The sequence below is a fragment of the Pedobacter psychrophilus genome (assembly GCF_001652725.1).
GTDB lineage: Bacteria > Bacteroidota > Bacteroidia > Sphingobacteriales > Sphingobacteriaceae > Pseudopedobacter > Pseudopedobacter psychrophilus.
Map to the genome: position 1 here is coordinate 531,169 of NZ_LWHJ01000011.1, position 14,568 is coordinate 545,736.

The following is a 14,568-nucleotide window of genomic DNA, read 5'->3' on the forward strand; positions in this document are numbered from 1 at the left end:
TATGGCTAACATAAATAGTGGAGGGATTGATTCTAATACCTATGATGCAATTGTAATTGGCTCTGGAATTACCGGGGGATGGGCAGCAAAAGAATTGTGTGAGAAAGGTTTAAAGACCTTGGTGATCGAGCGGGGACGGATGGTGGAACATATCAAGGATTACCCAACTGCCAATCTTAATCCTTGGGAATTTAAGCATAGGAATATTTTACCATTAAAGGACAGGGAAGAGAATCCTATCTTAAGTAAGTGTTATGCCTATGAAGAATCAACCGCTCATTTTTTCGCTAAAGATAACTATCATCCTTATGTTCAAAAAAGACCATTTAACTGGATTAAAGGATACCAAGTTGGCGGAAAATCTCTGACTTGGGCAAGGTGGACACAACGCTGGGGGGTAATAGATTTCGAAGCAAATGCCAAGGAAGGAATTGCAGTGGATTGGCCAATTAGATATAATGATTTGGCGCCTTGGTACAGTTATGTGGAACAATTTGCTGGGATCAGTGGCAACAGAGACGGGCTTCCCCAAATTCCAGATGGAGAATTTCTTCCGCCAATGGATATGAATTGTATAGAAACTCATCTGCAAAAAAGCTTAGCTAGTAGCTATAAAGATAGACATTTGGTAATTTCAAGGACAGCAAACCTTTCACAAGCTTTGTCTGGAAGAGGCCCATGCCAATATAGAAATCTTTGTTTTAGGGGATGCCCTTTCGGAGGGTATTTTAGCAGTAACTCTACAACTATACCCGCCGCCGAAAGAACCGGCAATCTAAGTATGATTACCCATGCAGTAGTTCATTCTGTAATTTATGATGAGAGTAAACAGAAAGCAAAAGGAGTCAGAGTGATAGATGCACTTACCAATGAAGCTACAGAGTATTTCGCAAAGGTGATTTTTATTAATGGCTCTACACTTAACTCTACTTTATTATTATTAAATTCTACTTCTTCTCGTTTTCCCAATGGAATGGGTAATGATAGTAATGAATTGGGTCATAACTTGATGGACCATAATTATAACGGACGGATAACTGGTGAATATGATGGCTATGAAGACCAATATTATGCAGGGCGTAAACCAACCGGAAGCTATTTAGCGAGATTCAGGAATTTCGGGAATGATAAACAGACTGACTTTTTACGTGGCTACGCTTACGCCTGCAATGGTTTTAGAGAAATAAATAAAGCCGAAGGCGTTAATATAGGTTCTGATCTAAAAAACACTTTATCAGAACCTGGTTTATGGAAAATGGCTTTAGTAAGTATGGGTGAATGTCTGCCTTCGCATCAAAATAAGATTAGTTTAAGTAAGGATAAAGTAGATAGATGGGGAATACCATTATTGGAAATTGATGCAGCGTTTGGTGATAATGAGAACAACATGATGATGGATATTCTTAAAAGTGGGGCTGAAATGTTAGACAAAGCAGGCTTTAAAAATATAAAAACACTTGACACTAAAGACGCAATGGGCTTAGGAATACATGAAATGGGTACCGCCAGAATGGGACTTTCTTCTAAAACATCAGTCCTTAATAAAAACAATCAGGTTTGGGGTGCAGAGAATGTTTTTGTAACTGATGGTGCCTGTATGACTTCCGGATCCTGTCAAAACCCTTCTTTAACATACATGGCATTAACAGCCAGAGCAGCAAATTTTGCTGTTGAACAACTTAAAAAGAACAACCTATAATAAATTATGAAGGGTTTAATTAGAACACAATTTTCCGTAATGATGTTTCTTGAGTTTTTTATCTGGGGAATGTGGTATGTCACTATGGGTACCTATCTTTCTACCGTACTCAAGGCAACAGGCTTGCAAATTGGGGCAGCCTATGGCATGATGGCCATTGCCACAATTATTTCACCTTTGTTGATAGGTGTTATCGCAGATAAGTTCATCTCGCCAAAAAAAATGTTCACTATCCTTCATTTATTAGGGGGAGGTGTATTGATATATATGTCAAAAATAAGCGACAGCAATACCTTTAATTGGGTTTTATTATTGTATGCCTTGCTATATGCCCCCACCCTTGCTTTATCAGGTAGTTTAACTTTTGCGCAATTGAAAGGCAATGAAAAATTATTTCCGGGTATCCGTGTATTTGGGACCATAGGTTGGATAATTGCGGGCATCAGCATTGATCAATTTTTAGGTAGCAAGTTATCTTTAGTTTCAACTTTTACAATTGCTGGCGTAGCCTCGATAATCTTAGCAATATGGAGCATATTCTTACCAAATGCTGAGCTTAATGCTAGAGAAAATATAAATAAAACATCACCACTTATAAAATCTAGTGCATTCAGTCTGTTTAAAAGCAGGTCTTTTACTGTTTTTTTTATTGCGTCAGCATTTATTGCCATTCCCCTATCTTTCTATTATAGTTTAACTAACCAATTTTTGAATGAGATTGGTGTAAGTGATGCAGCTAGTAAAATGACAATGGGGCAATTCTCGGAGGCATTATTCATCATTGCGATACCATTCTTCTTGAGAAAATGGGGGATAAAGTGGATGATAGTTGCAGGTATGTTGGCATGGATCATTCGGTTTGCACTTTTTAGTTTTGGAGATGCGGCGGCAAACAGTTGGATGTTGATTGCTTCAATACTATTACATGGTTTATGTTATGATTTCTTTTTTGTTGCTGGACAGATGTATACAGACGCTAAGGCAAGACCTGAAAACAGAAACGCTGCACAGGCCATGATAACTATGGCAACTTATGGAATAGGTATGTGGGTAGGAAGTATTTTGTCTGGTTTTGTATCAAATCAAAATACGATAAATGTAACTACACATCTTTGGGATAAAATCTGGATTGTGCCAGCAGCAATTACAATTGTGGTTTTGGTTCTATTCGTAACTTTTTTTAAGGCTGAAAAGGATACGATAGTTAAGGAGATTAGATTATGAAGAGAAGAGAAGCAATAAAAAATTTAGCGATTTTTACAGGTGGAGCTATCATGTTCTCCTCTGGCTTATTGGTAGGTTGTAATTCATCAGAAGTGAGGATTTGGCTTTCTGATGATGATGTTCTCTTATTAGATGAGATAGGGGAGACTATTATACCCAAAACTAAAGAATGTGAGGGGGCAAAGGCCGCCAAGATTGGTACATATATGAAATTGATGGCAGATGAATGCCTAACAAAAAAAGAAAGACAAATCTTTTTAGTAGGGCTCACAACAATAGAGGATGCAGCAAGAGAAAAATTCAGTACTGATTTTATGGATTTAAAACCTATACAAAAGAAAGAACTTTTTATGGAGATGCAATCACAAGCAGAAAAAGAAAAAAAGGATAGTATAGAAAAATCAATTGCCATTATTCCCATCCATTACTTTCAGTTATTTAAAGATTTAACCATCCATGGTTATTTTACATCAGAAATTGGTATTACCGAAGCAAGGCGTTATGAAGCCGTACCTGGAAGATATAATGGGTGTATAGATTACAAAAAAGGTGATAAGGCTTGGGCCACTAGTTAATGTGCCTCAAATTATAAGAAATCTTTAATAATGTACCTCAAGCCAATATTTTTAAAGTAATTTTCGCTTGACGAGGTTGTAATGGCTATTACCTCCATTCCAGCAGCTGCAGCAGATCTAATTCCAGACATAGAATCCTCAATAGCAATACAATGCATGGTTTTTAAATCAAGCATTTCTGCCGCTTTACTATAGACTTCTGGATGAGGTTTACCTTTAGAAACTTCGTCCCCTGCAACAATTACCTCAAAATAGTCTCTGATGTCTAAACCATCTAAGACTAGATCTATGTTCTCTTTAGTTCCCATAGTAGCCAAGGCAATTCTAATATTTTCTTTTTTTAACGATTTTAGAAATGAATTTAAACCATTGATAGGCTTGAGCTTTCTAGTATATAATTCTCTGTAAGTCTCCTCTTTAACCTTCCATAAATCATTTAATTCTCGATTTGATAAGTGATTTCCAAAAAACTTTTTTACCATCTCTGGCCCAGTACCATGGTTTTGGGCATCAAATTCAGCCTCTGGAATTGATATTTGATAAGCATGTAAAAACTGAAGCCATGCTTTTTTGTGAAATGGAATGTTATCTACTAAGGTTCCATCCATATCAAAAATTACTGCTTTGAATTTTCTAATTGTTTGTAAAATATTCATTTAACTGCCATTTATATGAACTCAATACCATTGGATATGTAAATGGGAGTAGTTTATATTATGACATTTTGTACTCCTTTAACTATTCAGATTTGTATTGTAAAGAAACTAATTCGATTTGATTTTCTAAAGAGGCATTATATACTCTAAAATTTAGTTAAACGATTAATATAATAGAGATTAAATATTGAAAATATACTTATGCTAATAAAATTTTTTTGTCCCAGATGGGGTTCTGAATCACTTTCATGGGATGATTTCTGCCTAAAAGTTAAACAAGAGGGTTATCATGGGGTAGAATCTCCTGTCTCATTAGAAGAGGAGGAGAAGAAGGATATGAAAACAGCTTTAGATAAATATGAATTATTATTTATTGGACAATACTATCAATCGTTTGATAGTAATTTAGAGGTAAATAAAATTGAATTCGAACAACATCTCTACAATATTTTAGAATTAAATCCTTTGCTGATAGATTCTCAAACTGGTAAGGATTATTTTACCGCTCAACAGAATAAGGAACTTTTTGATTTGGCATCAATATTCTCAAATGATAATAATATATTAATAGCACATGAAACACATCGTAATAAAGCTCTTTTTGCGGCACATATTACAATGAATTTACTAAACCAAAATCCAGAAGTTAAAATCACTGCTGATTTTTCACATTGGTGCAATGTGTCTGAAAGTTTACTAGAAGAGCAAGAAAAAGCTTTGAAAATTGCCATTGAAAGAACAGTTCATATCCATGCAAGAGTAGGAAATTCCCAATCTGCACAGGTTTCAGATCCACGATCAAAACAATGGGGAAGTGAATTGGAAGCTCATTTAAATTGGTGGGATAAAATTGTTGAAAACAGAGCAGCTTCAAACTCAAATTTATTAACCATAACACCAGAATTTGGGCCTTATCCATATATGCCTGCTATTCCGTTTACTAAAATGCCTATTGCCAATCAATGGGATATAAATGTGTATATGATGAATCTATTGAAAGAGAGATATCATCTTTACAATTAATATATCGAGTATTAAGCTCAAATAAGTCCCTGATTAAACATACTAAAAACATATAATTACACCTAAAATTAAACAGTTTGAAAACTTTATTTTTAAAACCCATTTTTATTGTATCATTAATATTTATCAGCCCTCTAATTTTTGCTCAAACAAAAATTGATGTTGACAAGGAAATTCATGATGCAGCATTACAATATCAAGGGATATTAAAAACTCATCCAGACATCACAAAATTTCCTCAATCATATAGCCGTGACGGTAAAGTAATGGATAGACCTTCTGATTGGTGGTGTAGCGGTTTTTTTGGAGGATCTCTTTGGTATTTATTTGAATATACCAAAGATACAAAATGGAGAAATGAGGCTGACAAGTGGACAATGGCGGTTGAAAAGGAAAAAAACAATACCTCAACACATGATTTAGGTTTCATGCTTTATTGCACTTTTGGGAATGCATATCGTCTAACTCATGATACTTCCTACAAAGCTGTGATGCTTACAGGGGCTAGTTCTTTGGCTAGTCGCTTTAATCCTGATTACGGAGTGATAAGATCTTGGGATGAATGGAAGGGTTATGATTATCCCGTTATCATAGATAATATGATGAACCTGGAGTTTTTGTTATGGGCTGCAAAAGCATCAAGTAGTAAAAAATTCTACGATATATCTATTTCTCATGCCGATAAAACTATTAAAAATCATTTCCGTAAAGATTATAGCAGTTACCATGTGGTTTGTTATGGGGAAGATGGTAAAGTGTTAAAGCAGGGAACTCACCAAGGTTATGCAGATGATTCTGCCTGGAGTCGCGGGCAAGGTTGGGGTTTGTATGGTTATACCGTAATGTACAGAGAAACCAAAAAGAAAAAATACCTAAAACAAGCCGAACATATTGCTCAGTATATCTTAAATCATCCAAATCTCCCAGAAGATAAAATACCTTATTGGGATTTTAATGACCCAGCTATCCCAAATACAGAGAGAGATGCCTCAGCAGGAGCGGTAATATCATCAGCGTTGTTTGAATTGAGTCAATATACAAAAGAACATAAGGAACAATATTTTAATGCTGCAACAACTATGTTAAGTAGTTTGACAACACCTAAATATAAAGCAGAAATAGGAACTAATGGCAACTTCCTTTTAAAACATAGCGTTGGCTCCAAGCCCCATCAATCTGAAGTGGATGTTCCTTTGGTTTATGCAGATTACTATTATTTGGAAGCTTTATTACGATATGATAAATTAATGAAGACAGGGAAACTAGTTTTATAAACTAATTTAAAATTGAATAACGAAAAAAAGCGACGAATTAAATTTAATTAATTCGTCGCTTTTTTTTTAAAATTTAAACTGCTTTTTTATCTTTTTGTAAGTTGTAATAGAAAATCATCCCAATAGATTTTGAATTGATTTCCAGAGTTTTTCACAGCATCTACGGCAGTTTTAGAGGCGTATAGTTTTAGAGGATATATACTCTCGTATCCGTTATTTCTTTGTAATGCACTACTAATTTGATTGTTGCAATTAATTACAATACTATCATTAAGTGCGAGCTGAATATTTCCATTTAAATCTGACCCTATTGCTTGTTTTATAAATAGCTTAATTGTAAACCATTGGTTTATAGGAATTTTGCTTGTTGCTGTGTACGTGTAAGCAGTTCGCCAAGTGTTGTCTACTACACAATTTTGCCCCTGTACTGCAAAACTCAATCCTCCATTTGCTTTTATTAAGTTAATACTTATTCTAAAAGAACCAATATCTGGAGCATAATTGTTATCTAAATCATCAAAATACTCAAACATGGTCATATAAAAAGGATTGTTAGTATTTGCTAAGGCATTAAATCCTGCCGGAACCAAAAGTTTTACCTCTTGATAGTATTCCTTAAACTTTGTACCACTAACTTGGCAATCTAACTGTACTCTACCTTTCTTTCCTCCTGTAGCGACACTTCCAGCATCATTTTCAGCAGCATTAACAATTTCAAATCTTAATACTTTATTAGTGGTATTTGTACCCCCAGTAGGATCATTTAATATTGCAGCCGAACCATTTGCAGTATTGGTATCGTTAAAATTAATTGATTGAGAAAACAAATAAGGAATACCTTCAAAACCATTAGTGACGTTTCCGTTCCAAGTATATCCATTATCCGTTCCAATAAGTTTAGATTTTGTTCCTACTCTGGCTTGTATAGAAGTATTTGCCTGAAAACTACTTTTAAAAAACAAAGTTGTAGCTCCCTTTGGTACGGTAGTTACTGCATTTACAATTGCCTGTTTACCTTCTTGTACTGCTGTATCTTGATTTATTTTATCGCTTTTTTTACAAGCTACAGTTAAAACAATTAAGATAAAAAATACGGGATAAAATTTTCTTCTTTTTTTCATGGTTTTTACCTATTAAGTTGATATTTAAACAATTTCTTTAAAATAAAAGGGTGATGAATTGAGAATCACCACCCTTTAAACCCTTAAATACTAAGAGCTAACTAACCAATTTTAAACCAATTATTTTACAAATTTGATGACTTGTTTATTTCCACCATTATTAAATTCTAATACATATTGACCAGCTTTTAAAGGCGTAGTATCAATTGTTGATTGTGTACTATTTCTGACAACTGAATTCTTAGAGAATAATTTCCCATCAATACCATAAATTAAAATAGAAGAATTTGCACCAGCTTCTGCATGGTTTAGATTAAGACTATTTTGTACAGGATTTGGATAGATACTTAATTGAGCTAAAGATAAAGAAGCAAATTTAACTGCTTTCACCTCACTTAATTTAAAAGTACCGTCATTATCCACCATTTTTAACTGATAATAATTATTTCCTTTTAAAGGATTGGCATCTATAAAATTATAAGAAGTTGTAGTTTTTAAATTCTTGGTAGCTACAGTGCCTATTGCTGTGAAATTAGCATCATTCTCACCTTTTCTTTCTATTATAAACTCTTTAAAGTTTACCTCATTTTCTGAAGTCCAATTTAAAACTGAAGTTTCATTTGCTGCTTTTGCATCAAAAGATATTAAATCTAAAGGAAGAGTAGTAGAAAGTACAGCTGCTGATCCAACTGCCCTAATAGCATATGTTCCTCCATTTTCTGCTATATACATAACAGTACTAGCAGGGTTAAATGCTATACCATAAGGGGCATTCATAATTGTTGAATTACCAGTAGTTACATTCGGATCAGCACCTTCACCAGCGCCACCAACTATTGTTGTACTACCTTCTACAAAATTATTGAAACCAGCATAATTAGAAATAGTACTATGGGTAATAGGAGCAGTTGTTGCTTGCAATACTTTTCTAACTCTATGATTAAAAGAATCTGATATATACAAATTTCCACTAGCATCAAAAGCTAAACCACCTGCACCAACAGTTCCCATCTGTGCTGATATCGCAGCTGATCCATCACCACTATTAGCCTTATTTCTAGTTTGCCCTACTACATAAACTACTGCATCACCTGCAGTATTAGATTTGAATACAGAATACATTTGTAAACCAGACCAATATACACTACCTTCAGCATCAACAGCAAGAGCAGCTGGTTGTTTAAAATAAGTAAGTCTTGCATTCAATGGATTAATTAGATTAGCATCCCCCTCAGGTCCTTGGCTACCAGCAAAAGTGCTAATAATAGCAGGACTTACGCTAAAATCAATTTTTCTAATTATTCTACTTGGGCGCTCTGCAATGTAAAGGTATTTATTAACCTTGTCATAAGCTATTCCGTTAGGTTCATTCAAGAGTGCTGCTGTTGCAGCTGCACCATCTCCAGAATACCCAGCTGTTCCGGAACCTGCAACAATTCCTATTAAAACACCTGCTGATGTGTATTTTGTGATTTTGTGTTGTTCAGAAAGATAAAAGTTTCCAAGTTCATCAAAAGCTATTCCACGTGGAGATGTTAATCCTGTTAATATAGTAGAAACAGTTTTTGTAGCAACAGTATATTTTCTAACTCTGGCCCCAAATCTTTCAACAATGTAAAGATTTCCACTAGCATCAGTTGCTACGCTTTCGGGCTTGCTAACAGTTCCGAAATCAGTAACAGTTCTAATAATGTTTTGAGCATTTGCTGAAGTTGATATTGCAAATGCAACTAATAAGAATGTAAAAATTTTTTTAATAAGCATGATTTTTAAGTTTTATGAATAATTTAATTAATTGGTTTTACTTGGTGTTTGATTCTAATTTTCTAATTGTTAGTTTATTTCATACAGCTCCTTTCTTTAGATCTTATTCTAAATCTATTATCAATAATGCGTTTAAAGTAAATTTTATACTTAAAGAAAATTAATTGTTTGTATTTCAATAACCTTGATTGCAAGTAATTACAGTTTAGATTATTAGGTGGAGTACAAGAGAAAATATTTTTTTGAAAATTAAATAACGCCTTTTAGGTTTTCTTATAATCAAAAACTTGTAGCCATTCAATCGAATATTATGTATACTATCAAACCATATTTATACCGAAATTCTTTATAAACTTTTAAAATTCAGTATGGAGTGTAATCATGAATTATTAAATAACCGTTAAAAAATTATAAAACCATTATAATTAACGAATAATTAATTTTAAAGAATGTACTCTTTCGTTATTCTGTAAATGTTATACAGTCATTAAACCAATTAGATAAACGGATTATATTAATTTCAAAAGACGTACTCCTTCATTGATTTATAAATGTTATAGACTCATTAAACCAATTAATAAACGGAATCAAATCAAAATGTCTAGCAATATTATTTTTAATAGGTTGCTTAAGCTTCATTTAGCTGGCAAAGCTTCTAGCCAAGAGAATGATAGATTCTTCGACATGGTTTCTACTGGTATTTATGACACGGAGCTTAAAAAAAGTTTAGATATAGATTTTGAAGCTGAAAATGTTTGGAAAGAATGCAATATTTCTAATGATGAGGCTAAAAAGAAAGTGAAAGAGATAATTATGAATTCAGAAATAAACAATAATTCTTTTTTCAGAAAATTCGCATATAATAGAAAGACACTGTTATTTGCAGCACTTTTTATTATCCTTACTACAATCACTTTAATAAGCTTAAGTGAGGAAAATTATTCTAATGCATTTTTGAAACAATTTATTTCAAACAGTTCATTTAGGATAACTAATAATACCAGCGAATCTGGCATTATCAATTTACCAGATGGTAGCATTATAACTTTACAGCCTGAAGCCTCCTTATTCTATTCAAAAGAAAGTTTTTCTAGAAATAGAGAAGTTTGTTTAAAAGGTGAAGCTTTTTTTGAAATTGCCAAAAATCCATTAAAGCCTTTTAAAGTTTATGCTGGTGATATTGTAACTAAAGTACTAGGTACAACTTTTAAAATCATTTCAAATAAAAATAGTGATGAAATTGAAGTAGAAGTTTTGAGCGGAAAAGTACAGGTTTACAAAAATTTTGATGAGAAGTTGAATAGCAAAGAAGTTTTAATTGAAACTGTTAAACCCAATCAAAGAGCTATTTATAAACCTAACAAAAAATTCTTTAAATCTTTAGTAACTCATCCAATGCCTTTAATTAATGAGGTAGATTCTGTGGATTTTTCTGCTACTAAAGCTACATCTTTTAAATATTACAACACCTCATTATCTTTAATTCTAAAAGAAATACAATCAGTTTATGATATTGAAATCATAATAAGTGAAGATCAATTGAAGGGATGCATATTTACTGGTGATTTAAGCACTCCAGATTTATTTGAGAAATTAAAAATTATAGGTCTTGCCACTAGTTTAAAATTTAGTGTTGATAAAACCAGAATTATAGCCAAAGGCAAAGGCTGTTAAGATACCAATTATACGTAAACCAAATAATATGAAAAAATTTTACAAACCAAGCGGATAGATTAAATTGATGACTTTGATAAAGCACTTAATTAAACTATAAAAAAAAAGAATATAATTTCCAAACCAATTAAAATGATGAAATGTAAACAAAAGGTAGTTTCCTCAGCTCATGTTCTTATGAAAATGATAACACTACAAATTTTTCTTTCAGGGTGTTTATTGTTTTCTTCCTATGCCAAGAGCAGTATAGCACAAAATATTCTTGATAAGAAAATAACCATTAATGTTACCAATGTAACGGTACAAAATGTAATTGAATTAATTAAGAAACAAACAGATATTAATTTTAGCTATAGTAATAACTTTTTATTATCCAAAAAACTAGTTTCATACAATATCAAGAGTAAAACTGTTGGTAATTTCTTAACAGAAGATCTTAGTAAAAATGAAGTAGATTTTAAAGTGATAAATAATCAAATAGTCCTTTTTAGTGGGAATGAAATTGCTGACGAAAAAAACTTATCCAATACTAAAAAAGCTATTCCAATTTCAGGATATGTTTATGATAGTGATGGTCTTCCATTGCCAGGTGTATCAATATCTGAAAAAGGCAAAACAAATGCAACTTCTACAAATTTAGATGGTTTTTTTACGCTAAATGTTAGTGACGAGAATGCTGTTATTTTAATAAGCAGTATAGGTTTCATTGCTAAAGAAACAAAAGTAGGCAATCAGAAATCTTTTAAGTTAACATTAGAATCATCAATAAATAGTTTACAGGATGTTGTTGTAATTGGTTATGGTACAACAAAAAAAATAACTTCTACGGGTGCAATTTCAACTATTACTACAAAAGAATTGGTACAATCTCCGGCAGCAAACATCAGTAATTCTTTAGTAGGTAGGTTGCCTGGTCTTTTTGCTTCACAAGCAGGTGGAGAGCCCGGAAACGACCAATCAAAATTAAGGATTCGTGGTGTTGGTACATTTACAGGAAATACCGATCCGCTTGTATTAGTAGATGGTGTAGAAAATTCTAATTTCAACAATATAGATCCAAATGAAATTGAAAGTTTAACTATATTAAAAGATGCATCTTCTACTGCAGTTTATGGAATTAGAGGTGCAAATGGTGTAATTATTATTACTACTAAACAAGGTAAATTAGGTAAACCAAGAATAAGCTACTCTTACAATCTGGCTTCAAACAGTTTTACTGCCTTAAGAGCCGGCTTAAACAGTGCAGATTATGCTAGGGCTTTTAACATTGCAAGATCATTAGATAATTTTGTATCAGGAAGTAACCTAGGGCCACTTTATTCTCCCGAAGATATTGCAAAGTTCGAGTCAGGGGAGGATCCTATATTTTTTCCTAACACAAATTGGTATGACGTAGTGCTAAAGAAAGCATCTAGTCAGTCGCAGCATAATGTAAATATCAGTGGTGGACAAGAAAAAGTAAAATATTTTATTTCTGCGGGTTTATTTAATCAAGAGGGTTTATTTAGAGATTTTTCATTTATCACAAAAGATTTTGACCCTAACACTACCTACAAGAGATATAATTTTAGGTCTAACTTTAATTTTGATGTAAGTAAAGATTTAAAGATTACGGTTAACATATCTTCTCAAACCGAAAATAGAAGATCAGCATTTTCTAATTTTACCACTAGCCGTATTATTGGTGAAATAGGAAGAGCAGCACCTGTAACAGGTCCTGGCTTTGTTGGAGATAAAATTGTTACTCCAGTTGTTGGAGATAATAATCCAATAGCCGCTATTTTAGGTGATGGTGGTGCTGGCGGTTTAAGAAGAGATTATAGAAATAACCTTAGTGGTCTTTTAAGATTTGATTATAAGCTAGATGCAATAACTAAGGGATTAGGGACTTACGGGCAATTATCTCACCAAACTTTTAATAGTCAGGATATCATAAACCAAAGAACCCAGCTAATATATCAGGCTGTAAAAAGTCCAACTGGCCCTGTTTTTATACCTAATGGTACAGAGACTAGTTTTGCGTTTCGCCAACAAGGTACCAATACTCGTAGTTCCTTTGGGCAATTCGGGATAAATTATAACCGATCTTTTGGAAAACATAACGTTACTGGTTTAATTTTATACGACCAGCAAAAAATATTTGATCCCGCTCTAGCTTTTGCAATCCCAAGTGGCGTACAAAGTATCGCTGGTAGAGTTACCTATAATTTTAAACAAAAATATTTAGCAGAGTTCAATGGTGCTTATAACGGAACCGAAAACTTTATTATAGGCAAACGTTTTGGATTTTTCCCCTCAGGTTCTATTGGTTGGGTGCCAACTGAAGAAGCGTTTTTCCCTAAAAATGATATCATATCTTTCTTGAAAATTAGGGCTACCTATGGTATTACTGGTAATGATGACATTGGAGGGGCTCGTTTTCTTTATAACCCAACATCATACACCTTCACAGGAAATAATAATTATTATTTTGGAAACGCACTTACCAATTACAACGGTGTTACAGGTATTAGAGAAGGTAGAACAGGAAATCCTAGTTTAACTTGGGAAGAGAAAAAATCTTCAAATCTTGGATTAGAGGCTTATTTGTTTAAAGAAAAAATAAACCTTACTGTAGATTTATTTAGAGAAACTCGTAATAATATATTAGCAACACCTAATACCTTTCCTTCTTTAGTTGGTTTTATACAGCCGGCTGCCAATTTAGGAAAAATGAGAAATGAAGGTTTAGAGGTACAATTAGGATATACTGATAAAGCAGGTGAATTTGGTTACAGAGTTTCAGGGAATTTAAGTTTTGCCAGAAATAAAATCCTTTTTCAAGATGAAGTTGCTAGAACATTTTCATATCAAAATAGAACAGGGCAACGCTTTGGTCAGTATTACGGCTTGTTAACCGATGGCTTATTTAACACTTGGGATGAAGTTAATGCTGATAGCAGACCCGTTTATGAAGGAAATAACAGAATTCAGCCTGGAGATATCAGATATAGGGATATAAATGGAGACGGATTTATAAACGATGATGATGCTGTACCAATTGGTTATTCTAACATTCCAGAAATTACTTATGGTATTTCTTTAGGTACTACATTTAAAGGTTTTGATTTATCAATATTATTTCAAGGGGTGGGTAATGTAAGTTTAAATTATACCAATTATCAAAGAAGCCCTGGTTTTGGAGGTGCTCCAATTGCAGGTACTGCTAGCTACTTGATTGAGAGCTGGTCGCCTGAAAGATATGCAGCAGGTTTGCCTATTTCTTTCCCCAGGTGGAATGTAACTGGAAGTCCCAATTATAAGGGCTCAGATTTCTTTACAGTAAACGCATCTTATCTAAGATTAAAAAATGCGGAGATAGGCTATACTTTTTCCAATAAAATTTTAGGAAAAGTAGGGATGAAAAACTTACGCATTTTCTTTAATGCTAATAACTTAATAACCTGGAGTAATGTTTATGATGGGATAGACCCTGAAAACCTTCCATCCAATAATACAAGTGAAGAGCCATATCCATTAGTTAGAACAATAAATGGTGGTCTTACAGTTAATTTTTAA

Annotated in this window: 10 protein-coding genes; 7 read left to right on the forward strand and 3 right to left on the reverse strand. The window is 33.2% G+C overall.

What is annotated here, in order from left to right; all coding sequences use genetic code 11:
• The first annotated feature begins 1 nt into the window (after position 1).
• Genes A5893_RS02905 through A5893_RS02915 form a run of 3 tightly spaced genes read left to right on the forward strand, consistent with a single transcriptional unit; the run spans position 2 to position 3,498 of the window.
• Complete coding sequence (locus A5893_RS02905; protein WP_068821037.1) at positions 2–1,699, forward strand: GMC oxidoreductase; 1,698 nt, start codon at positions 2–4, stop codon at positions 1,697–1,699.
• A gap of 6 nt (positions 1,700–1,705) precedes the next feature.
• Positions 1,706–2,923 carry an MFS transporter gene (locus A5893_RS02910; RefSeq protein ID WP_068821038.1) on the forward strand — a complete coding sequence of 406 codons (1,218 nt, stop codon included), beginning with the start codon at positions 1,706–1,708 and terminating at the stop codon, positions 2,921–2,923.
• Positions 2,920–3,498: a gluconate 2-dehydrogenase subunit 3 family protein gene (locus A5893_RS02915; RefSeq protein WP_068821039.1), complete on the forward strand. Its 579-nt coding sequence runs from the start codon at positions 2,920–2,922 to the stop codon at positions 3,496–3,498. Before A5893_RS02910 ends, A5893_RS02915 begins: the two co-directional genes overlap by 4 nt.
• An 11-nt stretch (positions 3,499–3,509) precedes the next feature.
• Here the strand turns inward: A5893_RS02915 and A5893_RS02920 are convergent, their stop codons facing one another.
• The gene (locus A5893_RS02920) at positions 3,510–4,154 is read right to left on the reverse strand and encodes an HAD family hydrolase (RefSeq protein WP_068821040.1); all 645 of its coding nucleotides are present in this window, start codon (positions 4,152–4,154) and stop codon (positions 3,510–3,512) included.
• Positions 4,155–4,355: 201 nt separating this feature from the next.
• Between A5893_RS02920 and A5893_RS02925 the strand changes: the two genes are divergently transcribed.
• Together A5893_RS02925 and A5893_RS02930 are read left to right on the forward strand one after the other, a co-directional pair.
• Positions 4,356–5,177 (forward strand): xylose isomerase, encoded by an 822-nt coding sequence (locus A5893_RS02925; RefSeq protein WP_068821041.1) that lies wholly within the window; start codon positions 4,356–4,358, stop codon positions 5,175–5,177.
• Positions 5,178–5,254: 77 nt separating this feature from the next.
• The gene (locus tag A5893_RS02930) at positions 5,255–6,451 is read left to right on the forward strand and encodes a glycoside hydrolase family 88 protein (protein ID WP_082911285.1); all 1,197 of its coding nucleotides are present in this window, start codon (positions 5,255–5,257) and stop codon (positions 6,449–6,451) included.
• A gap of 86 nt (positions 6,452–6,537) precedes the next feature.
• Here the strand turns inward: A5893_RS02930 and A5893_RS02935 are convergent, their stop codons facing one another.
• Together A5893_RS02935 and A5893_RS02940 are read right to left on the reverse strand one after the other, a co-directional pair.
• Complete coding sequence (locus A5893_RS02935; protein ID WP_068821042.1) at positions 6,538–7,572, reverse strand: hypothetical protein; 1,035 nt, start codon at positions 7,570–7,572, stop codon at positions 6,538–6,540.
• 120 nt (positions 7,573–7,692) lie between these two features.
• On the reverse strand, positions 7,693–9,336 hold the full coding sequence (locus tag A5893_RS02940; protein ID WP_068821043.1) for a T9SS type A sorting domain-containing protein: 1,644 nt from the start codon (positions 9,334–9,336) through the stop codon (positions 7,693–7,695).
• Positions 9,337–9,933: 597 nt separating this feature from the next.
• Here A5893_RS02940 and A5893_RS02945 point away from each other — a divergent pair.
• Positions 9,934–11,010 carry a FecR family protein gene (locus A5893_RS02945; RefSeq protein WP_068821044.1) on the forward strand — a complete coding sequence of 359 codons (1,077 nt, stop codon included), beginning with the start codon at positions 9,934–9,936 and terminating at the stop codon, positions 11,008–11,010.
• Positions 11,011–11,193: 183 nt separating this feature from the next.
• A complete protein-coding gene (locus A5893_RS02950; RefSeq protein ID WP_157687389.1) occupies positions 11,194–14,568 on the forward strand; it encodes a SusC/RagA family TonB-linked outer membrane protein in 3,375 nt (1,124 codons plus the stop codon).